Source organism: Sinorhizobium americanum, assembly GCF_001651855.1.
Taxonomy (GTDB): Bacteria; Pseudomonadota; Alphaproteobacteria; order Rhizobiales; family Rhizobiaceae; genus Sinorhizobium; species Sinorhizobium americanum.
The window spans coordinates 216372-237942 of record NZ_LNQC01000049.1 but is presented as its reverse complement, the minus strand read 5'-3'; the positions used below and the strand labels follow the sequence as shown (position 1 = coordinate 237942).

The following is a 21571-nucleotide window of genomic DNA, read 5'->3' as shown; positions in this document are numbered from 1 at the left end:
GGCTTTCCATGACCAGACAACCCAAAATCACCTTCATCGGCGCCGGCTCGACCGTCTTCATGAAGAACATCATCGGCGACGTGTTGCAGCGGCCGGCGCTTTCGGCCGCGACCATCGCGCTGATGGACTTGAACCCGGAACGCCTTGCCGAGAGTGAGATCGTGGCTGGCAAGCTGGTGCGCACCCTCGGCGTCGAGGCGAAGATCGAAACCTATTCGAATCAGCTGAAGGCGCTGGAAGGGTCGGACTTCGTCGTCGTCGCCTTCCAGATCGGCGGCTACGAGCCCTGCACCGTCACCGATTTCGAAGTGCCGAAGAAATACGGGCTGCGCCAAACGATCGCCGACACGCTCGGCGTCGGCGGTATCATGCGCGGGCTTCGCACCGTGCCGCATCTCTGGAAGATCTGCGAGGACATGCTCGCCGTCTGCCCGGAAGCGATCCTGCTGCAGTATGTCAACCCGATGGCGATCAACACCTGGGCGATCGCCGAAAAATATCCGACGATCAAGCAGGTCGGCCTCTGCCATTCGGTGCAGGGAACGGCGTTCGAGCTTGCCCGCGACCTGGACATTCCGCTCGACGAAATCCGCTATCGTGCCGCCGGTATCAACCACATGGCGTTTTATCTCAAGTTCGAGCATCGCCAGAAGGACGGCAGCTATCGCGACCTCTACCCGGAGCTGATCCGCGGCTATCGCGAAGGCCGCTTCCCGAAGCCCAGCCACTGGAACCCGCGCTGCCCGAACAAGGTGCGCTATGAGATGCTGACCCGGCTTGGCTATTTCGTCACGGAAAGCTCGGAGCACTTTGCCGAGTACACGCCCTATTTCATCAAGGACGGCCGCCCCGACCTGATCGAGAAATTCGGCATCCCGCTCGACGAATACCCGAAGCGCTGCATCGAGCAGATCGAGCGCTGGAAGGGGCAGGCGGCGGCCTACAAGGAGGCCGAGACGATCGAGGTGGCCGAGAGCCACGAATATGCCTCGTCTATCATGAACTCGGTCTGGACCGGCGAGCCTTCGGTGATCTACGGCAATCTCAGGAACAATGGCTGCATCACCTCGCTGCCGGAAAACTGCGCCGCCGAAGTGCCCTGCCTCGTCGACTCCTCCGGCATCCAGCCGACCTATATCGGCGCGCTGCCGCCGCAGCTCACCGCGCTGATCCGCACCAACATCAACGTCCAGGAGCTGACCGTCCAGGCGCTCGTCACCGAGAACCGTGAACACCTCTACCACGCGGCGATGATGGATCCGCACACCGCCGCCGAACTGGACCTCGACCAGATCTGGTCGCTCGTCGACGACCTGCTCGTCGCCCACCGGGACTGGATCCCGGAATGGGCGCGCATCCCGAAAAAAGTAGCGGCCGCCTGATTTCTTTCTCCCGGTCAGGCGACCAGAAAAGCCCCGGAACGCTCCGCGTTCCGGGGCTTTTTCGTTGCGCATGGCATCTCGACAAAGCTGGAACCGATTGGCCGCTCGACTGTTCGGGGGCGAATAACCGAACAACGGATGGAGCCCCAAATGGAAAAGAAACCGGATCGCCCGAAGAACAAGGGAGAAAGCGGCACCGCCAAGAAAAGCCAGCCTGGCAAGACGGGCGGGGATCAGGCCCGCAACGCGCAGGAGTGGGGTGGCGGCTCCAAGGCCTCGAAAGGTCCCGTCACCGAGAAAGACAAGCACAATCCGAATTCGAGCGCCAAGACCTGACCTCGAATAGAGGTTCTTAGAGCGGCATCCGATCAGATTGGAACGTCGGAAATCGGGAGAAGGGGTGATGCCGCAGAGGCATCCGCCGGTCAGCACTTCTTCGCTCGGCATGCATCGCGTCGTCAGCGTCCGCTCTTCTGGCTCTGCGACCAGCCGGAGCCGAGTTGCTGGCTTTGGCTCTGCCCGTCCTGCTCCTGGCGACGGCTGCCGGGAGTGTCGGATTCGGGCTGAGACCAGGAGCCGGCATCGGCTGGGGCCTGCCCCGGTTCGTGCATGCCGGCCGCCGGGGTGTCGCTCAGCGTGGATGTCGAAGCGCTCTCCGTCCGATAGGTCCGAACGGTCCCGGAGCTTCGGGCGTGGTCTCTTGTCGCCAGTGCCGGCCGGGGAGCGTCGAAAGTGTCTTCCGTGGAGCCGGTCGCCGGCGTACTTGGTACACCGCGCTGCCCACCGCTCCAGCCCTCGCTCCTCCAAAGGTCGGCGCGCTCGTCGAGATCGATCGTGCCTTCGTCGAGAATGTCTCGCACCTCTGCGTAGCTCTGGTCGTCGATGCCGCTCACCGTCACCAGATATCCGCCGCGGGCGAGACCCTCGGCATAAATCTCGCGGTCCTCGTCGGGGAAGAAAAAATTCTCGATCGCCGACCGGATGCCCTCCCGCTCGAAATCAGAGCACCCTTCGCCGATGCCGAGGACAAGCTGAACCGAGGCGGCGCCGAGTTCTGCCTTGTGCAGCCGTTCTACCGCCGCTTCCGCGTCGCGCCGATTATCGAAGAAGGCCGTCATCGTGCTGGTTCCCTGGGCGGCGGCAGTGCGTCCATCACTGTCAAAGTCGGGCATGGGATCCTCCTGGGGTGCGTATCGAATTGTGCGGCACGGGGAGGCAAACCAACGTCAACGGCGAATGTTCCGCATGACTGTGGGAAGGCGGAGGAGGGTCCGCCTTCCCGGGGAGGGAGATGCCCGCGCCGGCGCCCTTAGACCAGGCCGGGCACGACGAAGACCAGCCAGGCGACGACCGGCCCGATGATGGCGATCAGTGCGCTGTAGATGAGCAGCTGGCGCAGCACGTGCTCGCGCTTCTCGTCCGGCGCGTTGGCGACGACGAGGGCGCCGTTCGTCGAAAACGGGCTGGTATCGACGATCGTCGTCGAGATGGCGATCGCCGCGACGACGCCGACCGCGCTGATCTGCCCCTGCAGCAGGAACGGCACCGCGAGCGGAATGATGGCGCCGAGCAATGCGGTCGAGGAGGCGAAGGCCGAAACGATCGCACCGGTGAAGCACAGCAGCAGCGCCACCAGCAGCGGCATGCCGAGGCTTGAAATGCCGCTCGCCACATAGTCGATCGTCCCGGCCTTCTCCATCACGCCGACATAGGTGATGATGCCGGTGATCAGCAGCACGGTCGACCAGCTGACCTTGTCGATCGCCGCCTTCTGGGTCTTCGGCGAGATGAGCGCCAACACCACGGCGACGGTGATCGCTACCAGGCCGACATTGAATTTGAAGACGAGGGCGCCGATGCCGAGCGCCGTCAGGCCGATCAGGGTGGCGATCATTTCCGGGGTCAGGCGCAATGTCACAGCGGTGTCGGCCGCGGTGCCGTAGGTGTGCTCCCGGATAGGCTTGGCGGGCGTCCCGCCATGGCCACGGATCGATGCGGATACGCCCTCGGGATGGAGTTCGGGCAACGGACCGGACATTGCCGCTTTCTGCTTCATGATCTGCGCACCGCCGAAGACGAAGAAGACCAGCACGGCGATCGCCAGGTTGAAGAAGAAGCTGGAGAGAAACAGGGATGTCGGCGCGAAGGGCAGGCCGGCCTTGACGACGATCTGGTTGGTGATGCCGCCATAGACGCTGATCGGCGAGAAGCCGCCGGCCTGCGCGCCATGGATGACCATCAGCCCCATCATCGCCGGGTGGATGCGGTATTGCACGGCGAAGCTCAGCGCGACCGGCGCCAGGATGGCGACCGCCGCCGGCCCGAGCGCGCCGAAACCGGTGATCACCGCGGCGACTAGGAACATCACCCAGGGAATCCAGGCGACGTGCCCGCGCACCAGTCGCACGGCGCATTCGACGAGCCAGTCGATGGTGCCGTTGATCTGGGCGATGGCGAAAAGATAAGTGACGGCGACCAGCGTCAGGAACAGGTCGCTCGGGAAGCCGGCGAAGATGTCATTGGCCTTCATGCCGATGATCAGCGATCCGAGCAGGAAGGTGCAGCCGAAGGCCAGCGCGCCCATGTTGATCGGCTGGATGGTCGCGATGACGAACATGCCGATCAATAGCAGTATGGATAGGATTTCGATGCCCATGATTCCCCTCCCTCCGGCGCCTCGAGCGCCGTAGCTGTCGTTTTCGAGATTGAGATGATGTGCTTGCGCCTTCCTCCCAGAGGGCGCGCGGTTATGTCCTGGCGTATAAGTCGGCGTATCGCTGCCGCAGAAGGTTTTTCTGGACCTTGCCCATCGTGTTGCGTGGCAGATCGTCGGCGAAGATGATGCGTTTCGGCTGCTTGTAGCGCGCTAGCCGGTCCCTGAGCGCGCCGAGAATGGCGCTTTCGTCGAGCGCTGCCTCGGGCTTGCGCACGACGATGGCGGTGACGCCCTCGCCGAAATCGGGATGCGGGACGCCTATTACGGCGCTTTCGGCGACACCCTCGAGCTGGTCGATCTCGCCCTCGACCTCCTTCGGGTAGATGTTGTAGCCGCCCGAAATCACCAGGTCCTTGCTGCGACCGACGATGTGGACATAGCCGTCCCTGTCGATCTTGCCGAGATCGCCGCTGATGAAGAATCCGTCGGCGGTGAATTCCGCGGCGGTCTTTTCCGGCATCCGCCAGTAGCCCTTGAAGACGTTCGGCCCCTTGATCTCGATCATGCCGGTTTCCTCCGCCGGCAGGGCGGCGCCAGTGGTGGGGTCGGTGACGCGCACCGTCACGCCCGGCAGCGGGAAGCCGACGGTTCCGGCGATCCGTTCTCCGTCATAGGGGTTCGAGGTGTTCATGTTGGTTTCGGTCATGCCGTAGCGCTCGAGGATCGCCTGGCCGGTGCGCTTCCTGAACTCGACATGCGTTTCGGCAAGCAGCGGTGCCGAACCGGAAATGAAGAGGCGCATGCTCGCGACAGCCTCACTGTCGAGCCGGGGGCTCTGCAGGAGGCGCACGTAGAAGGTCGGCACGCCCATCAACATCGTCGCCTCGGGCATCAGCGAAAGCACCTCGTCCGGATCGAACTTCGGCAGCAGGAACATCGAGGCGCCGGCAAGAAGCGTAACATTGGTGGCGACGAACAGCCCATGCGTATGGAAGAGCGGCAGGGCATGGATCAGCCGATCGCCGGCGGTCACGCGCCAGCAGTCGCGTAAGGTCATGGCATTCGAAAGCAGGTTGCCGTGGGTGAGCATCGCCCCCTTGGACCGGCCCGTCGTTCCCGATGTGTAGAGGATCGCCGCCAGGTCATCGGCCGCACAGGACGCATCGACGAAATCGGCCGCCTCTTCGCGGGCGAGGTCGAGAAGCGAACCCGTGCCATCGGTACCAAGCGTTTCGACAATGGCGCCATGCGGCTCGGCGACTTTCCTGACGCTTTCCCGCACGGAAGGGGAAACGACGACCAGCCGCGGTTCGGCGTCGCCGATGAAATAGGCGAGCTCGGCGAGCGTATAGGCGGTGTTAAGCGGCAGGTAGACCGCGCCGCTGCGCAGGCAGGCGAGATAAAGGATCAGCGCTTCGGGGCTCTTTTCGACCTGGACGGCGACCCGGTCGCCAGGGCGGATGCCGAGCGTGTCGATCGCGCTGGCGATGCGGCCCGAAAACGCGAGCGCGTCGTCATAGGTCCAGGTCCGGCCGCCACTGAGCCGGATAAACGGCGCATCGCCGGAAGCGGCGGCCCGAATGGCGTCAAACAAATGGTTGCTCATGCGCGCCCTCCACCAGTTTTGCCGTTCATGACTTGCGCGAACGGTCGTGATATTTCGCCCTTGCCGCCGCGTCGGCCTTCGCCGGTTCGGCCGAGCAGGCTCTTGACGGCCGGCGAGGCCGTGACCTCGCCGCGCTGCGCCAGGGCCTCGTGGTTCGCCTCGATGTCCTCGAGCTTGTAGAGGTAGTTGACCATCAGCCCATGCGCTTGGCGCATGGCCTTGGTTGAGCGGTCGCCGAGGAAGTTCAGCCGCTCCAGCCGGGCGCCGTTGCCGAGATGGAAGCGGGCGACCGGATCGACCGGCCGGCCCTCCGGCGTACGCTCGATCAGGAAATAGTGGGCTGCGAGCGGCAAAAGCAGGCGCTCGATCTCGCTTGCCGCGCTCTCGTCGCCGGCCCAGGCCGGATCGTCGAGGAGCGCCAGAACCTTGCGGTCTTCGTCGGAAAGCATTGGTTCGGCTTTCGATGTACGCGCCTTGGCCAGCCAGCGGGCAAAGCCCGGCACCGGCGAGAGCGTGACGAAATTCTTGAGGCCGGGCAGGTCCCTGCGCAGATCTTCGACGACCTGCTTGATGAGGAAATTGCCGAAGGAGATGCCGCGCAGGCCCTCCTGACAGTTGGAGATCGAATAGAAGACGGCGGTCGTCGCCTGGTCGGGATCGATCTGCTCCCGGCCCTCGTCGAGCACGTCCCTGATGGCGCTCGGCACGGATCGGGTCAGTGCCACCTCGACGAAGACGAGCGGCTCGTCGGTGAGCCGCGGGTGGAAGAAGGCGAAGCAGCGCCGGTCGGCCGGCGCCAGGCGTCGGCGCAGTTCCTCCCAGCCGGCGATCTCGTGCACGGCTTCGTATTTGATGATCTTTTCCAGAATGTGTGCCGGGGTCGACCAATCGATCGGACGCAGCGTCAGGAAGCCGCGATTGAACCAGGAGCCGAACAGATGGGTGAAATCGGCGTCGAGAGCACGATACGCGTCCGACCGATCGGTGGAGGCGAGAAGCTGCTGGCGCATGCGGACGAGCTTGGCCGTACCGCTCGGCGCGTGATTCAACCGGCGCAGCAGTTCCTGACGGCGGGGTTCCGCCGCAGTGTGAAGGGCGATGACCGCGGCGGGGCTCTTCTCGGTCCGGTACCTGTCGACCGCTTTGTCGAGCTTCGCCGTGTCGGCGCCGAATTTTTCGGATAGCATGTGCAGGAACTGCTCGACACCGGCCTCGTCGAACTTGCTCCAGCGGCCGAGGATCTCGGCGGCAATGGCCATGCCGGAGGCTTCGCCGCGGCTCGACAGCAGCATTTCGCAAAGCGTCTCGAGATCTGCTTCGACGGCGTCCGTGCTGCGCGACGCGGCAAACAACAGCTTGCGGCCGCGCTCGGTGATGCCCTGCAGCATATCGCTGAAAAAAGAGGTTCCGGGCATGCCACTCTCCTCTTGCTGCATGGTTGCGCCAATCACCTGGCTATCCACATTCTGACGACGTTCTCATTTTCTTAAGCCGGCAGTATGGTATATAAGGTGTCACATTATGTGTGCGACGTCAATGATCGTGTATACAAGAATATCGATCCTGCATATTAAGGCAGAGCGGAATGTCCGAGAATGTTGGCCGGTGGCTCCGGGACGAAATCGAAAACGCAATCCTTTCCAATGAGTTCGGCCCAGGGGAACGGCTGGACGAAACGGTCCTTGCCAGCCGCTTCGGCGTATCGAGGACGCCGGTTCGCGAGGCGCTGATGCAGCTCAATGCGATCGGCCTCATCGAGATTCGCCCGCGCCGGGGTGCCGTCGTCATCGATCCAGGGCCGCACCGCATCTATGAAATGTTCGAAGTCATGGCCGAACTCGAAGGCCTGGCCGGCTCGCTCGCCGCCCGCCGCCTCGACGAAGGCTCGCGTCAGGCGATCACCGCGGCCCACAGGCGCTGCGAGCTCTCCGCCAAGGCCGGCGACAGCGATGCCTATTATTACGACAACGAGGAATTTCATAAGGCGATCTATGCGGCAAGCCGCAGCGAATTCCTCGAGGAGCAATGTGCGCAACTGCACCGGCGGCTACGACCCTATCGCCGGCTGCAGTTGCGGGTGCGCAATCGCCTCACCACGTCCTTCTCGGAACATTGCGGCATCGTCGATGCGATCTTTGCCGGCGACGGGGAGGAGGCCCGCCGGCTGCTGCGGATCCATGTCGGCATCCAGGGCGAAAGGTTCAGCGATCTGGTCGCCAGCATGGCGACCAGATAGACGGCATAGGTCCGGCCAGTCGAAATTCCAGACTAATATTGCCGGATTTGGGGCGTGCACCCTGGGCTCTGTCGCATGTGTGCGGCGGGGTCGTCATTGGATCGCAACGAAGTGGAGGTCGGCGAAGTCGTTGCGCGCCACCGGTCCCCTGGCAGGACCGCAGCCGGGAACGGGGCTGGCTCGTGCTCCTCTTTACCCCGCCGGTGCCGCAATCTGGAACATCTGTGAAAGACGTGCTACATATCTGACTATCTGACTAGGTGAGCGACGATGGGCAAGAACGCGGAACGGACGAAGTTGAAGAAAACTCGCGGACAGAACCCGGGCGGATGGTGGAAGCTCGAAGACGCCAAAGCGCGCTTCAGCGAGGTGGTGCGGCACGCGCGCGAGGACGGACCGCAGCGCGTGACAGTGCGGGGCAGGGATGCGGTTGTAATTGTGTCCGCTGAGGAGTTCGATCGGCTCGTACCCGAGAAGCCGCGAGCACCGTTCGTCGAATTCATGGAAAGTTTGCATCTTGGCGGGCTCGATCTTGAACGCGAGATGGATCGCGGTCGGGATATCGAGTTTTGAAGGGCTGGTTGCTCGATACCAATGTCGTGGCGGCACTGATCAACCCGAAGGGTGCACCTTCGGTAAAGACGTGGGCAGCCGATCAGGATGAGGAAGCCTTCTACATCAGCGTCCTGACACTGGCCGAGTACGACAAGGGCATCCACAACCTTCCAGAGGAGCATGCCGACCGGCCGCGCTACATGGCGGCGCGCGACGCGCTCGCCGAGCGTTTTGGCCGGCGGGTCCTCTCGCTTGACGACGTCATCGTACGGCAATGGGGACGAATTTCAGGGGAAGTGAAACGCGACAGCGGTCACGCCCCGCCTGTGATCGACACGCTGCTCGCAGCGACAGCGATCGAACATGACCTCTTTCTTGTCACGCGCAATGTGAAGGACGTTCGGCCATCCGGCGCAATAGTTTTCGATCCATGGAATGACGATGCGGAGAAGTTCCCGCTGAGCCCTCGCGGGCGCTGAGCGTCAGCGACGGAAATAGGGCCGGCTCATTGGAGGACGGCCCTTTGAGGTCGGGTAGCTAACGCCATGCAGCCGTTTTCCGGATCCACTCCTTCGTCCTCGCTTCCGGATCGGCGTTCAGCGTAATGTCGGTGACGACGGCAGCGCTGTCGGCGCCATGGGCGAAGACGCCGTCGATGCGCTCCGGATTGAGGCCGCCGATGGCGACGAGCGGCAGCGGCGTGACGCGCTCGCGCCAGGTGGAAAGCCGCGTCAGTCCCTGCGGCGCCCATTTCATCTTCTTGAGGATCGTCGGGTAGATCGGCCCGAGCGCCACGTAGTCCGGTTCTGCGGCAAGCGCCGTTTCGAGCTCCGCCTCGTCATGGGTGCTGATCCCGTGTTTCAGCCCGGCGGCGCGGATCGTGCGGAGATCGGCATCGGCGAGATCCTCCTGGCCGAGGTGCACGAAGTCGCAGCCTTCCTCGATCGCCAACCGCCAATAGTCGTTGACGATCAACTGGCACTGATGCGCAGCACAGACTGCCGTGGCTCTGCGGATCTCGCCGCGAAGGTCTTCGTCGCTCCGCTCTTTGATCCTGAGTTGCACCAGCTTGACGCCGAGCGGCACCAGCCGTTCGATCCATTGGGCGCTATCGACGATGAGATAGAACGGGTCGAGCTTCACGAGAAGACCGCCTTTCCGATGACGGGAGTGGAAGGAACGGCCATGTCGCGCGGCTCCAGCATTCCGGCGTGATAGGCCATATGGCCGGCCTCGATCGCGGCTGCGAAGGCCGCGGCCATGGCGGCCGGATCGGCAGCGCCGGCGACAGCGGTGTTGAGGAGAACCGCGTCGTATCCGAACTCCATGACGGTTGCCGCATGCGATGGTCGGCCGATGCCGGCGTCGACGATCAGCGGCACGTCGGGAAATTCGGCGCGCATGGCGCGTAAGCCCGGCAGGTTCTGCGGACCCATGGCGCTGCCGATCGGTGCGCACCAGGGCATCAGCACATTGCAGCCGGCCCCGAGCAGCCGTTCCGCTACGACCAGATCGTCGGTCGTGTAGGGGAACACATCGAAGCCTTCGCCGGTGAGGATGCGCGCCGCTTCGACGAGGCCGAAGACGTCCGGCTGCAGCGTATCGTGGTGGCCGATGACTTCGAGCTTGATCCAGTCGGTCGAGAAAACCTCGCGCGCCATCTTCGCCGTCAGCACAGCCTCCGAGACGGAATGGCAGCCGGCCGTGTTCGGCAGGACGCGGACGCCGAGCTCGCGGATCAGCTCGAAAAAGGCGCCGCGCTGACGGCCGCCGGCGGTCTCGCGGCGAAGCGAGACCGTAACGATATCGGTGCCCGACCGCCGTACGGCCTCAGCAAGAATGGCCGGCGAGGGGTAACGCGCGGTGCCGAGCAGCAGCCGCGAGCGCAACTCGGTTCCATAGAATTGCGGCATGATCAGCCTCCCTGCATGGGCGACAGGACCTCGATCCGGTCGCGGTCCCTGAGATGGTGATTTTCGCGGTCGGCCCGGTGCACGAGCTCGCCGTTGACCGCAGTCGCCAGCCAGTCGCCCTCGTATTCGAGGAGCGCCAGCGCTTCGGCCAAAGTGGCGGCCGGGAGCTCGTGCTCCTCGCCGTTGATGGTCAGCTTCATCGGGCATTTCCTCTCTTCAATTCTGCGCCAAGCGCCAGTGCCGCCACCTCCTCGGCGATTGCAGGCGACAGCAGGAAGCCGTGGCGGTAGAGGCCGTTGACGGTGATGGTGTTGTTCTGCCGGGTGACGCGCGGCAGGTTGTCGCCAAAGGCGGGGCGCACACCGGTGCCGGTCTCGACCAGGCGGGCCTCGGCAAAGGCCGGGTGCAGTGTATAGGCGGCGTTCAAGAGCTCCATCAGCGAGCGGGCGGTGATCGCGCCGGCATCGTCGCTTTCGATCATCGTCGCCCCGCACATGAAGAGCCCGCCGCCGCGCGGCACGATATAGAGCGGAATGCGCGGATGCAGCAGGCGCACCGGACGGGAAAGGCTGACCTCGTCGGTCTGGAGGTAGAGCATTTCGCCGCGGACGCCGCGCAGTGCCTTGATCTCGCCGATTCTTGCGGCGCCGGTGCAGTCGATGGTCAGGTCGAAGCGGTCTTCCTCGATCGCGCCGCCGCTGAAAACCACGCCTTGCGCTTCGAGCCCCTGTCTGAGCGCCGAAAGTGCGCGGCGCGGATCGAGATGCGCTTCCTCAGGAAAGAACAGCGCCTCGCGAAACCGCCCGGCGAGCGCCGGCTCCAGCGCTCCGATCTCTTCCGCGCCGATCCAGCGGTAGCCGGAGGTGCGCGAGGCGAAGCGCCTGAGTTCGGCCGCGTCGCGCAGCGGGGCGACGACCAGCGTGCCGTTGCGATGGACCGAACCGGCGGGCAGCGCGGCCTCCCACCAGCCGGCGGCAGCGGTGCCGCGGATAAGGACGGTTTCCTCGGCACTTTCCCGCTCGCACCAGGGCGCGAGCATGCCGCCGGCATACCACGAGGCGGCGTTCGCAAAGCCGTGCGTGCGTTCAGCGACCATGACTGCCGCGCCGCGCCCGACGAGCGCATGAGCGGCCGTCAGGCCGGCGACGCCGGCCCCCTTGATCAACACGTGCATCTCATTCTCCGGCGGTCGTGGCTGCGCCGCCTTCGCCGACCGGCATGTAGAGGTCGCCGCCCTCGCGGTATTTCGCCGCCATGACCTCGAGTCCCTCCTTCTGCGCCTCGGCGCGGATGTCGTGGGAGATCCGCATCGAGCAGAATTTCGGGCCGCACATGGAGCAGAAATGCGCAACCTTATGCGCCTCCTTCGGCAAGGTTTCGTCGTGGAAATTGCGGGCGGTTTCCGGATCGAGCGACAGGTGGAACTGATCCTCCCAGCGGAATTCGAAACGGGCGCGCGAAAGCGCGTCGTCTCGGATGCGGGCGGCCGGATGGCCCTTGGCGAGGTCGGCGGCGTGCGCGGCGATCTTGTAGGTGATGACGCCCACCTTGACGTCGTTGCGGTCGGGCAGCCCCAGATGCTCCTTGGGCGTCACGTAGCAGAGCATCGCGGTGCCGAACCAGCCGATCATCGCCGCGCCGATGCCCGACGTGATGTGGTCGTAGCCGGGCGCGATGTCGGTCGTCAGCGGTCCAAGCGTGTAGAAGGGCGCCTCGCCGCAGGTTTTGAGCTGCTTGTCCATGTTCTCCTTGATCTTGTGCATCGGCACATGGCCGGGGCCCTCGATCATCACCTGGCAGTCCTTGGCCCAGGCGATCTGCGTCAACTCGCCGAGCGTTTCGAGTTCCGCGAACTGCGCGGCATCATTGGCGTCGGCGATCGAGCCGGGGCGCAGGCCGTCGCCGAGCGAGAAGGAGACGTCGTAGGCGCGGCAGATGTCGCAGATCTCCTCGAAATGCTCGTAGAGGAAGCTTTCGCGGTGATGGTGCAGGCACCATTTGGCCATGATCGAGCCGCCGCGCGAGACGATGCCGGTGATCCGATCGACGGTGAGCGGGATGTAGTGCAGCCGAACGCCGGCATGGATGGTGAAATAGTCGACGCCCTGCTCGGCCTGCTCGATGAGGGTGTCGCGATAGACCTCCCAGGTGAGGTCTTCGGCAATGCCGTTCACCTTCTCCAGCGCCTGGTAGAGTGGCACGGTGCCGATCGGCACCGGCGAATTGCGGATGATCCATTCACGGATGTTGTGGATGTTGCGGCCGGTCGAGAGGTCCATGACCGTATCGGCGCCCCAGCGCGTCGCCCAGACCATCTTCTCGACCTCCTCGGCCATCGACGAGGTGACGGCGGAATTGCCGATATTGGCGTTGATCTTCACCAGGAAATTCCGGCCGATGATCATCGGCTCGCTTTCAGGATGGTTGATGTTGGCGGGGATGATCGCCCGGCCACTGGCGACCTCCTGGCGGACGAATTCCGGCGTGACGAAATCCGGCACCGCGGCGCCGAAGCTCTCGCCGTCGCGGGCAAGCGCCTCCTTCGCCGCCTTGCGGCCGAGGTTTTCGCGAATGGCGATGAATTCCATTTCCGGCGTGATGATGCCGGCCCGCGCATAGGCAAGCTGGGTGACGGCCTGGCCGGGCTTGGCCTTGAGCGGCTGGTGGCGGACGGGAAATTCCGGCGTCAGCCGCTCGCCGGTGGCAAAGCCGTTGTCCTCCGCCTTGACGGTGCGCCCCTCATAGCTCTCGACATCGCCGCGCGCCAGGATCCAGTCGCGGCGAAGCCGCGGCAGGCCCGCGTCGATGCGGATATCGGCGTTCTCGAGCGTATAGGGGCCGGAGGAATCATAGACGGTGACCGGCGGCTCGCCCGAGGTCGGGTGCAGCGCAATCTCGCGCATCGGCACGCGGATGTCGGCGTGGATCTCGCCCGACTTGTAGACCTTCTTCGATGCGGGAAGCGGTCCTTGCGTGACCGAGGGTGCTGCGAGAGGCTTGAAAACATTCATCTTGAGGCTCCAAAGTTTTCGCGTTGGAGACCCAGTTCTGAAGCCGGAAGGATGAAAAGACGCATCGCCGATGGATCGCGGGTATACGGAATCCTGGCATCAAGCGTCTGCACCGTCCCTACGCCAGTATGAACTGGATCAGGTTCAACGGGTCACTGCGCGCTCTAGCAGTATCTCAGCCCCTTGCCGGGACCCCCCTGGTGAATGGACGCCAATAGTCACTGTTATCGCCGCGCCGTCAAGACTGTTCTTGCCGGATGGTCAAGGTCAGGGACGAATGTCACCTCGGCGCTGCGCGTCGAAACGATCGTCTGTTGCGATGATGCTACCGCTGAAGTGGTCGGATCCGTTCGTACCGGACCGTATATTCGTTGGCAGTGCCTTCCCCGTAGATCTTGGCGAGCGTCGCCCCGAGATCGGGTGAATAAAGAGCACTCCAGCCATCGACCATCTCGCTGCCATTCCGCGTCGTCTGGCGGACCCTCCAGACCTTATACTTGCAGTCCTCCAGCTTGAAGGTTTCCTGGCCGGTGACGGCAAGCTCGAAGGTCCACTCCCCGTCTGCGGGTTCGTCGGGCTCAAGGGGAACAAATGAAATCTTGTGGGCTGCACCCTTCTTGAGCGGAAAAATGTCCTTGAGATCCGAAAGCGCATAGATCGCTCGCGGCGCTTCGGCGTCCATGCGCGACAGTTCGATCAGCCCTCGATAGGAGAACACCGTCTGCATCGGCCCGCCAAATCTGTTCACGATCTTGACGATCGGCCCCTGGTGTTCGCGGAACTCGCTCTGCGTATCGACTTGCAGCAGCATGAAGCCCTTCTTGGCGGTGGCTGCAGTCGGGCATTCATTTGCCTGGGCCACTCCCGGCAACAGCATCGCGGCCAGAGTGAACACAAGAAAATTTCGGTGCATGGATTTCTCTCGGGTGATCGATCATTAACAAGCGGTTGCTCATCGCCAGCAGCACGCTAGTCGAGCGATATGCTTCCGTTTTCGCGTTTACAAGTCATGATTGCAGCGTCGTCCACAACTACAAGACGGCCCTGGGGGTATGGCGGGTCTCAACCCGGCAGCGGCAATCGTTCAGTCGGTGAACTCGACGACAACACCCGGCTTGACCATCTCCGCCAATTCCTCGGCGTCCCAGTTCGTCAAGCGAATGCATCCGTGTGACCCCGCCTTGTCGATCAGCGACGGTTCCGGCGTGCCGTGGATCCCGTAGGTCGGCTCCGTCAGGTCGATCCAGACGCTTCCGACGGGGCCATTCGGGCCTTTGGGCAGCGTCAGAGCCTCATTGTTATTGCCCTGCTGGAAGTTGATCTTGGGGTTGTATTCGTAGGGAGGCATTCGAGCGACCCCCTTGACCTTGTGGGTACCGGAGGGCGAAGGCGATTCTTCGCTGCCGATCGTGGCGGGATATATGGCAAGCAGCGAGCCGTCTTCGGCGAATGCAAGGACTTGCCCCGCCTGCCTGCGGGCCTCGATGCGTTTGACCTTGCCCTCCATCGCGGCGCCGGGCATCGCCACCGACACCGTTTCGCCGACGGCAAATGCGGAGCCCGGATTGAGCGCCTTCAGAAGATCGATGTCCATGTGAAAGCGTTCGGACAGCCTTTCCGCGACGCTCGTATAGCCGAGGTGCTCCATCCGGGCCTGCTCGGCATAGTCTTCGGGAATGCTCTCGACGAGATCCTTGGTGTCCTCTTCGGAGATGACGTAAGGCTCGATAACGGGCTTATCGGCCGGAAGCTTTTCGATGATTTTTGGGTCCAGCTTTCCATCGACGGGAAGACCTTGCAGGGCCTCAAATCCTGCAATCGCTTTGGTGACATTCTCGCCGTAATAGCCGTCGATCACCCCGGTCGACGAACCGGCGCGGTCCAGAAGGACCTGGAGATGGACGATGGCCGGGTCCGGTCGAGGCGCTTCGGGTGGCCGCTCCGGCGGAATGGAGGCGATCGAGGCGGTGTTGATTGCGTCCACCTGAAGCTCCTGAGCGCTGACGGGGCCGCAGAAGGATAATGTAAGTGATGCTGCGAACAGGGTTTTTCTCTTCATGACCATCAAAATGTACAGCCGCCAAACTTGTTCCGGCCGCTGCTTGCGCAGATGTTGTGTAAGAGGAAGAATGACGTGCCGGCCGCATCGACATCCTTCCGAACCGCTCTCGTCATAAACGGACACCACCCGAATGGATGCACCCAAGACCTCTCCCTTCCCGCTTGCAGCCTGCGCGGAAATGCTCTGGCGCGACAGGCCGATCGAGTGGCGCGCCGCGCGCCTGAAAGAAATGGGTTTCGGCGTTGGCCTCTGGAACTGGCCGGAGCACGATCTCAACAAGTTGGAAGCGACCGGCGCGACCTTCACGATCATGAACGGCTATCTGACCGGCCGCCTGACGGACGACGATGGTGCAGCAGAACTTCTCAGGACTGCACGCGAGACAGCGCGGATCGGGAGGCGGCTTGGCGTCCAGCGGCTCAACCTGCATGGCACAGGCTTGGGAGACGGAGGCCTGCCTGTCCAGCCGATTGAGGTCGTCACCGGCGCGATGTGGCTGAAGGCCCGTGAAACGCTCTGCCGCATTGTGGATATGGCGGAGGAAGAGGACGTCATCTTCACGCTCGAGAACCTAAACCTGCCGGTCGACCATCCGGGCGTCCCCTTCGGGCGCGCCGAAGACACGCTGGCGCTGGTCTCAAGCGTCGATCATCCGCGGCTCCGCCTCAATCTCGATCTCTACCATGCCCAGATCGGCGAGGGGAACCTGATCGAACTTTGCCGCAGGTGCCTGCCTTGGATCGGCGAGATCCAGGTGGCCGACGTACCCGGCCGCTATGAACCCGGTACCGGCGAGATCAACTGGAACGGTATCGCCAAGGCGCTGAATGCCATGGGCTATTGCGGCCCGATCGGCATGGAAGCTTGGGCTGCAGGCGATCCCGAAGCCGCGCTGGAAGCGTTTCGTGCCGCATTTACCATCTGAGTGCCGGCGCATCGGTCCTTGCCGCGGGTGAAAGAGCTATACGCTCTCCGGCGTGATAATCTCGAACGGAACGACGCGCTGCAGGATCGTCGTGCTGTTGCGATGTTCCAGCGAATCGACCATGGTCGCGATCAATTCGTCCGAGGTCCGCTCAAGGGGATGGCAGAGAGCGGCGGTGATGAGACCCTCGGTCAATCCCTTGCGGGTTTCGGGACCGATGTCGCGGCAGACGATCCTGACCTTGCTTCGCTTTTCATCCGGCGCCTCGCGCAACGCGCGCAGAACCCCCGAGATGCCGCCTCCAGCAATATAGATGCCTCTGAGGTCATCGAGCCCCGAGAGCAACTCGGTGACGATCCGGTAGGCTTCCTGCGGCTCTTCGTGCGTCGGGCGGCTGTCGTCCACCCTCAGATGCGGCGCGTGCTCCCGCATATATGACCGGAAGCTTGCATCTGAGATGTCCTGGCACTGATAGCGGTGGTTGCCGATAAACACCGCGACACGGCCGGGCGTGCAGGTCGTCTGTGCGAGAAACCAGGCTGCGGTCCGGCCAAGCTTCCAATTGTCGGTACCCACATAGCCTGCCCTGTCCGGCGCGGATTGATCCGTGACATAGGCAGTCACGGGTTTGCCGCGGGCTTTGAGCGAATGGATCGTCTGGCTGATCAGAGGATGGTCGCCGGCGATGATCGCGACCGCATCGCAGCGCCTGCCGAGCACTTCCAGGCGATCGGCGATGTTCTGGGGCTCGAGAAGATCGACGAAATCGACGAGGGGCTCAATCTTCTCATGCTGTCGTCTCGCGGCCGCCTCGACGATCTTGGCGCCGAACAGCCGATAGAGTTCACGGGTCGATTGCTGCAGGAGGAAACCGAAGCGGTAGCTCGGAAGCGCCCGCCTCTTGCGGTCCTCGATCACGCCAAGCCCGTAAAAACCGATCTCTTCCGCAGCGTTCTGCACTCTCTCGATCGTATCCGCACGGACCGAGCCGGAGCCTCCAAGGATCCGGTTGATTGTCGAAACGCTGACGCCGGATGCCTCGGCGAGGTCGGCAATGGTGGGGCGCTTTTTCATGACATATTTCACACCAAATTGGAATGACATTAAATGATACAAAAATTTCCAACAATTGCAACAACTGTTCCATCGTGGTGAGCCGTTTGATACAAGCATTCGCAGCGACAAGGAGGGGCGTCCTGAGAGGCGTCGTCGCGATCGCAAACTCTAGGGAGGAGAATCAGATGAGTGAATTTCGCCGCCTCGCGGCAACCGTGTCGGCTGCCGCGATCATTGCTTGCACCGCAACGGCCGTAATGGCTGCCAACATCTTTGTCGTCGGCGGCAAGCCGGATGATCCGTTCTGGTCGATCGTGAAGAAGGGCGCCGAGGATGCAGGCAAGGTCGTGGAGGCGCAGGGCGGGTCGGTAACCTGGCTCGGGCCGCAGAACTACGACAACCTTGGTGTCGACGCTGCGGAACTCATTCGCCAGGCCATTGACCAGGGCGCCGATGCGATCGTCGGCCCGAACTGGGTGCCGGAGGCAATGGACCCCGCATTCAAGGCGGTCACCGATGCCGGCATTCCGCTGGTCATCTATAATGCCGGCGGCATCGAGGCTGCCGACCGCCTCGGGGCGATGAACTATGTCGGTTCCAACGATTACCTTTCGGGCAAGGCTGCGGGCACCTATTTCGCCAAGCACGACCTGAAGAACGCGGTCTGCCTCAACACGCTGCCGGGTGCTGCGAACATCGAAGCCTTCTGCAAGGGTATGATCGACGGGGTCACCGAGGGTGGCGGCGTCGGCTCGGCACTGCCGCTGCCGGCGACCTCCTTCGGTTCGGCGACGGCCGTGGCGCAGGCGCTCAAGGCGCATCTGCTGCAAAACCCGGATATCAAGGCCGTGTTCGCGATCGGCAATGTCGACACCAACTCGGCGGTTAACGGCGTGACGCAGGCCGGCAAGCAGGGCCAGGTGCAGGTCTGTGGCATGAACATGGACGAAACGATCCTGAACAACATCAAGAGCGGTACCCAACTTTGCGCGATCGACCAGCAGGGTTACCTGCAGGGCTACCTGGCGGTCTCGATCCTGAACGGCAAGGTCAATTACGGCCTCACCGTGCCGACCCGGGAAATCCTGACCGGTCCCGGCGTCATCGACAAGGCGAATGTCGACGCCACCTTGGCGGGGGTGAAGGCCGGCGCCCGATAAGCTTCGGGCCGCACGTCGCGAAGCCGCCGCTCGAGGCAGGCGGCTTCCAGTCTTCCAAAAGCGCCGACCGTTACCGGTCTTCGGCTTCATTGGTGGTGTCAAATGAACACGACAAATAGTCTCCCCGTCTCCTCCGTTCCTTCCGGTGGCGAAAATATCAGAGCGACCATCGGCCAGCTTTCCCGCCGGCCCGAAGCGGGGTCGCTCCTGGGCTTGATCGCGGTGTTCGTCTTCTTCGCCATGATCGGCGGCAGTGTCTTCCTGTCCTCTGCGGGCTATGCGAGTTGGCTCAACATCGCCGCCGAGATCGGCCTCGTCGCGCTGCCGGTCGGGCTCTTGATGATTGCGGGGGAAATGGACCTCTCTATCGGCGCGATCATTCCAGCGGCATCGCTGACGGTCGCCATCATCTCCGGCCACTACGGCCTTCCGGAGAGTGTCGGAATTTCTGCCGGTCTTGGCGTTGGGCTCCTCGTCGGATTTTTCAACGGCTTCATCGTCAATCGCACCGGGGTGCCGTCTTTGATTGTCACCATCGGCTCCATGTTCGGCGTCATGGGCCTGACGCTGGGCTTCACGGTGCTCATCGCCGGCAGCACCGGCGTGTCGCTCGTGCCGAGCCCGACCGCCAAGGCGGTCCTCGGCGAGTTCATCGGCGGCATGTTTCAGGTGACGATCTTCTGGTGGGTCCTGTTCGTCGCGGGGTTCTTCTACCTGCTGCACATCTCGCCTGTCGGCAACTGGATTTTCGCCTTGGGTGGCGACAAGGTCTCGGCCCGCAATGCCGGCATCCCGACGGAAAGACTGACCGTCGGGCTCTACATGCTGTCGGGCTTCTCTGCCGCTTTCGTCGGCGTCAGCCAAGTGTTTGTCTATCAAAGTGCGCAGGTGCTCGCGGGGCAGTCGTTCATCTTCAATTCGATCATGTGCGTGGTCATCGGCGGTGTGCTTCTGACCGGGGGCGCCGGCTCGGTGGTGGGCATCGTCTTCGGTACGCTCACCTTCGCGATCGTGAACCAGGGCGTCTATTTCACCGGCATCGACCCAAACCTTGGCAGCGTCATCATCGGCGCGCTGCTGCTGCTCGCTGTGATGATGAACGACAGGTTCCGGCTGATGGCGATGTCCTACGCAGCGAAGAAGAAGAGATGAGGGCCGGGAAATGAACGCCTTTTCCATAGGACAATTCGTACGCCGCCCGGAGTTCGGGGCCGTGTTGAGCTTCGTCGCGGTGATCGCCTTCTATGTGGCTTTTGGTGGCGTCAGCCTGGGAGCGCTCTTCGGCGCTGCAAGCTGGGTCAATTTCGCGGCCAATCTCGGCATCGTCGCCTTGCCGGTCGGCCTTCTGATGATCGCTGGCGAGCTTGACATCTCGATCGGCGCGATGATCCCGGCTGGGTCGATGTCGATCGCCATTCTGTCGGGCTATTACGACCTGCCGATCGTAATCGGCATGCTCGGTGCGCTGGCCTTCGGCGTGCTGGTGGGACTGGCAAACGGGTTCCTGGCGGTGCGCACGAGCGTGCCCTCGCTGATCATCACGCTGGGCACGCTGGTCGCCGTGCAGGGTCTCGTCCTTGCGGGTTCCGTCATTTTGACCGCGGCCGCCTCGGTTCCGCTCGACGCGCCGGCCTGGGCGAAGACGGTCTTCGGCCAACTCATCCTCGGCAAGTTCCAAGTCATTATCCTGTGGTGGCTTGCCCTCACGGTGATCTTTGGCTTCGTGGTGCATGCGACGCGCTACGGCAACTGGATCTTCGCGATGGGCGGAGACGAGGTCAGCGCCCGCAATGCCGGGATCCCGACCAAGCGGCTGAAGATTGCTCTCTTTGTCCTATCGAGCACGGCCGCGTCCTTCGTCGGCATGTGCGGGGCGATCCTGTTCAACTCCGCGCAGGTCTCAGGCGGCATGAACTATATCTTCAACACGATCGTCTCGATTGTCGTGGGCGGCGTGCTGCTCACCGGCGGCTTCGGCTCGGTCGCCGGCATCTTCCTCGGCGCCCTGACCTTCGCCGTCGTCAACCAGGGCATCTATTTCACCGACATCGACCGCAACTGGTCAAACCTCATCATCGGCGTGATGCTGATGGCCGCGGTTCTGATGAACAACACGTTCCGGCGAATGGCACTCAGCTTCGTGCCTAAGAAAAAGAAGTGAGCGTCCAACCATGTCAGACAAGACTCCGATCCTTGAACTTCAAAATGTCGACAAGAGCTTCGGTCCTATCGACGTGCTTCACAACATCTCGCTCAAGGTCCGTGCGGGCGAGGTGCTCTGCCTGCTCGGCGACAACGGCGCCGGCAAGTCGACGCTCATCAAGACGCTTGCGGGCGTGCACAAACCGACGCGCGGCACCATCCTGATGGACGGTCAGCCTGTCGAGTTCAGCGGGCCGCGCGATGCGCAGGAAAAGGGCATCTCGACGGTGCATCAATTCGGCGGCACCTTTCCGCTGATGTCGATCGGCCGTTCCTTCTTCGTCGGTGTCGAACCGACCAAGGGCTGGGGACCGTTCAAGGTCTATGACCGCAAGACGGCCAACGAGATTGCCGTCAAGGCCGTGCAGGACTTCGGCATCACCCGCATCGACGATGGCGATCGCCTTGTCGGGGGGCTTTCCGGCGGCGAACGCCAGTCGCTTGCAATCGCCCGTGCCGTGCATTTCGGCGCCCGGGTGCTGATCCTCGACGAACCGACCGCCGCTCTCGGCGTGAAACAGGCGGCCCATGTGCTCAGGATCGTCAACGAGGCGAAGCGGCGGGGACTGGCAGTGGTTTTCATCACCCACCAGGTCATGCATGCGATGGCGGTGGGCGATCACTTCGCCGTCCTCATCCGCGGGGCAATCGCCGCTGATTTCCGCAGGGGCGAGAAGACCCGTGAGGAGATTACCGACCTGATGGCAGGCGGGGAAACGATGGCGGACCTCGAGGCTCAAATCGAAACCTACATGGCAAGTCATGAGGGACATCCACCGCCGCCAGCCCAGTAATCGCTGACGGCAT

At 63.1% G+C, this 21571-nt stretch carries 22 protein-coding genes and 1 riboswitch; of the genes, 10 read left to right on the top strand and 12 right to left on the bottom strand.

The genetic code is table 11. The features are described from left to right. The first annotated feature begins 8 nt into the window (after window positions 1–8). A complete protein-coding gene (gene melA, locus ATC00_RS12030) occupies window positions 9–1382 on the top strand; it encodes an alpha-glucosidase/alpha-galactosidase (RefSeq protein WP_064252928.1) in 1374 nt (457 codons plus the stop codon). Between the two features lie 150 nt (window positions 1383–1532). After that, window positions 1533–1718: a hypothetical protein gene (locus ATC00_RS12025; protein WP_037381969.1), complete on the top strand. Its 186-nt coding sequence runs from the start codon at window positions 1533–1535 to the stop codon at window positions 1716–1718. A 122-nt stretch (window positions 1719–1840) separates the two neighbouring features. Here the strand turns inward: ATC00_RS12025 and ATC00_RS12020 are convergent, their stop codons facing one another. The 4 genes from ATC00_RS12020 to ATC00_RS12005 all read right to left on the bottom strand — a co-directional run bounded on the left by ATC00_RS12020 (window position 1841) and on the right by ATC00_RS12005 (window position 7059). Then, complete coding sequence (locus ATC00_RS12020; protein WP_064252927.1) at window positions 1841–2554, bottom strand: hypothetical protein; 714 nt, start codon at window positions 2552–2554, stop codon at window positions 1841–1843. Between the two features lie 137 nt (window positions 2555–2691). Continuing rightward, window positions 2692–4038 carry an SLC13 family permease gene (locus tag ATC00_RS12015; RefSeq protein WP_064252926.1) on the bottom strand — a complete coding sequence of 449 codons (1347 nt, stop codon included), beginning with the start codon at window positions 4036–4038 and terminating at the stop codon, window positions 2692–2694. A 91-nt stretch (window positions 4039–4129) separates the two neighbouring features. Continuing rightward, window positions 4130–5644, bottom strand: a complete 1515-nt coding sequence (locus ATC00_RS12010) for a malonate--CoA ligase (RefSeq protein WP_064252925.1) — start codon at window positions 5642–5644, stop codon at window positions 4130–4132. Further along, entirely contained in the window at window positions 5641–7059 is a 1419-nt protein-coding gene (locus ATC00_RS12005) for a malonyl-CoA decarboxylase (protein WP_064252924.1), read from the bottom strand. Before ATC00_RS12005 ends, ATC00_RS12010 begins: the two co-directional genes overlap by 4 nt. A gap of 170 nt (window positions 7060–7229) precedes the next feature. Here ATC00_RS12005 and ATC00_RS12000 point away from each other — a divergent pair, with 170 nt between their 5' ends. The 3 genes from ATC00_RS12000 to ATC00_RS11990 all read left to right on the top strand — a co-directional run bounded on the left by ATC00_RS12000 (window position 7230) and on the right by ATC00_RS11990 (window position 8914). Then, the gene (locus ATC00_RS12000) at window positions 7230–7880 is read left to right on the top strand and encodes a GntR family transcriptional regulator (RefSeq protein ID WP_064252923.1); all 651 of its coding nucleotides are present in this window, start codon (window positions 7230–7232) and stop codon (window positions 7878–7880) included. 270 nt (window positions 7881–8150) lie between these two features. Then, window positions 8151–8453, top strand: a complete 303-nt coding sequence (locus tag ATC00_RS11995; RefSeq protein ID WP_064252922.1) for a type II toxin-antitoxin system Phd/YefM family antitoxin — start codon at window positions 8151–8153, stop codon at window positions 8451–8453. After that, window positions 8450–8914 (top strand): type II toxin-antitoxin system VapC family toxin, encoded by a 465-nt coding sequence (locus ATC00_RS11990; RefSeq protein WP_064252921.1) that lies wholly within the window; start codon window positions 8450–8452, stop codon window positions 8912–8914. Before ATC00_RS11995 ends, ATC00_RS11990 begins: the two co-directional genes overlap by 4 nt. A 58-nt stretch (window positions 8915–8972) precedes the next feature. Here the strand turns inward: ATC00_RS11990 and ATC00_RS11985 are convergent, their stop codons facing one another. The 7 genes from ATC00_RS11985 to ATC00_RS11955 all read right to left on the bottom strand — a co-directional run bounded on the left by ATC00_RS11985 (window position 8973) and on the right by ATC00_RS11955 (window position 15424). Next, on the bottom strand, window positions 8973–9578 hold the full coding sequence (locus ATC00_RS11985; RefSeq protein ID WP_064252920.1) for a thiamine phosphate synthase: 606 nt from the start codon (window positions 9576–9578) through the stop codon (window positions 8973–8975). Further along, the gene (locus ATC00_RS11980) at window positions 9575–10348 is read right to left on the bottom strand and encodes a thiazole synthase (RefSeq protein WP_064252919.1); all 774 of its coding nucleotides are present in this window, start codon (window positions 10346–10348) and stop codon (window positions 9575–9577) included. Before ATC00_RS11980 ends, ATC00_RS11985 begins: the two co-directional genes overlap by 4 nt. 2 nt (window positions 10349–10350) lie before the next feature. Beyond that, window positions 10351–10548, bottom strand: coding sequence for a sulfur carrier protein ThiS (thiS, locus tag ATC00_RS11975; protein ID WP_064252918.1), 198 nt, complete (start codon window positions 10546–10548; stop codon window positions 10351–10353). After that, complete coding sequence (gene thiO / locus ATC00_RS11970; protein WP_064252917.1) at window positions 10545–11522, bottom strand: glycine oxidase ThiO; 978 nt, start codon at window positions 11520–11522, stop codon at window positions 10545–10547. The genes thiS and thiO overlap by 4 nt, the downstream gene beginning before the upstream one ends. Before the next feature lies 1 nt (window position 11523). Next, the gene (thiC, locus tag ATC00_RS11965; protein ID WP_064252916.1) at window positions 11524–13359 is read right to left on the bottom strand and encodes a phosphomethylpyrimidine synthase ThiC; all 1836 of its coding nucleotides are present in this window, start codon (window positions 13357–13359) and stop codon (window positions 11524–11526) included. Between the two features lie 97 nt (window positions 13360–13456). After that, window positions 13457–13568: riboswitch (TPP riboswitch) on the bottom strand. Between the two features lie 116 nt (window positions 13569–13684). Next, window positions 13685–14272 carry a hypothetical protein gene (locus tag ATC00_RS11960; RefSeq protein WP_064252915.1) on the bottom strand — a complete coding sequence of 196 codons (588 nt, stop codon included), beginning with the start codon at window positions 14270–14272 and terminating at the stop codon, window positions 13685–13687. A gap of 171 nt (window positions 14273–14443) precedes the next feature. After that, window positions 14444–15424, bottom strand: coding sequence for a L,D-transpeptidase family protein (locus ATC00_RS11955; RefSeq protein ID WP_064252914.1), 981 nt, complete (start codon window positions 15422–15424; stop codon window positions 14444–14446). A 127-nt stretch (window positions 15425–15551) separates the two neighbouring features. Here ATC00_RS11955 and ATC00_RS11950 point away from each other — a divergent pair, with 127 nt between their 5' ends. Then, window positions 15552–16346 (top strand): TIM barrel protein, encoded by a 795-nt coding sequence (locus tag ATC00_RS11950; protein WP_064252913.1) that lies wholly within the window; start codon window positions 15552–15554, stop codon window positions 16344–16346. 36 nt (window positions 16347–16382) lie between these two features. Here the strand turns inward: ATC00_RS11950 and ATC00_RS11945 are convergent, their stop codons facing one another. Next, a complete protein-coding gene (locus tag ATC00_RS11945; protein ID WP_064253065.1) occupies window positions 16383–17420 on the bottom strand; it encodes a LacI family DNA-binding transcriptional regulator in 1038 nt (345 codons plus the stop codon). 167 nt (window positions 17421–17587) lie between these two features. On the opposite strand from ATC00_RS11945, the gene ATC00_RS11940 reads away from it, so the two are divergent. The 4 genes from ATC00_RS11940 (at window position 17588) to ATC00_RS11925 (ending at window position 21558) form a co-directional block, all read left to right on the top strand. Beyond that, window positions 17588–18562: a sugar ABC transporter substrate-binding protein gene (locus tag ATC00_RS11940; protein WP_064252912.1), complete on the top strand. Its 975-nt coding sequence runs from the start codon at window positions 17588–17590 to the stop codon at window positions 18560–18562. A gap of 102 nt (window positions 18563–18664) precedes the next feature. Next, window positions 18665–19714 (top strand): ABC transporter permease, encoded by a 1050-nt coding sequence (locus ATC00_RS11935; RefSeq protein WP_082912245.1) that lies wholly within the window; start codon window positions 18665–18667, stop codon window positions 19712–19714. A 10-nt stretch (window positions 19715–19724) separates the two neighbouring features. After that, window positions 19725–20723, top strand: coding sequence for an ABC transporter permease (locus tag ATC00_RS11930; RefSeq protein ID WP_064252911.1), 999 nt, complete (start codon window positions 19725–19727; stop codon window positions 20721–20723). Between the two features lie 10 nt (window positions 20724–20733). Beyond that, window positions 20734–21558 carry an ATP-binding cassette domain-containing protein gene (locus tag ATC00_RS11925; protein ID WP_064252910.1) on the top strand — a complete coding sequence of 275 codons (825 nt, stop codon included), beginning with the start codon at window positions 20734–20736 and terminating at the stop codon, window positions 21556–21558. Window positions 21559–21571 lie beyond the last annotated feature (13 nt).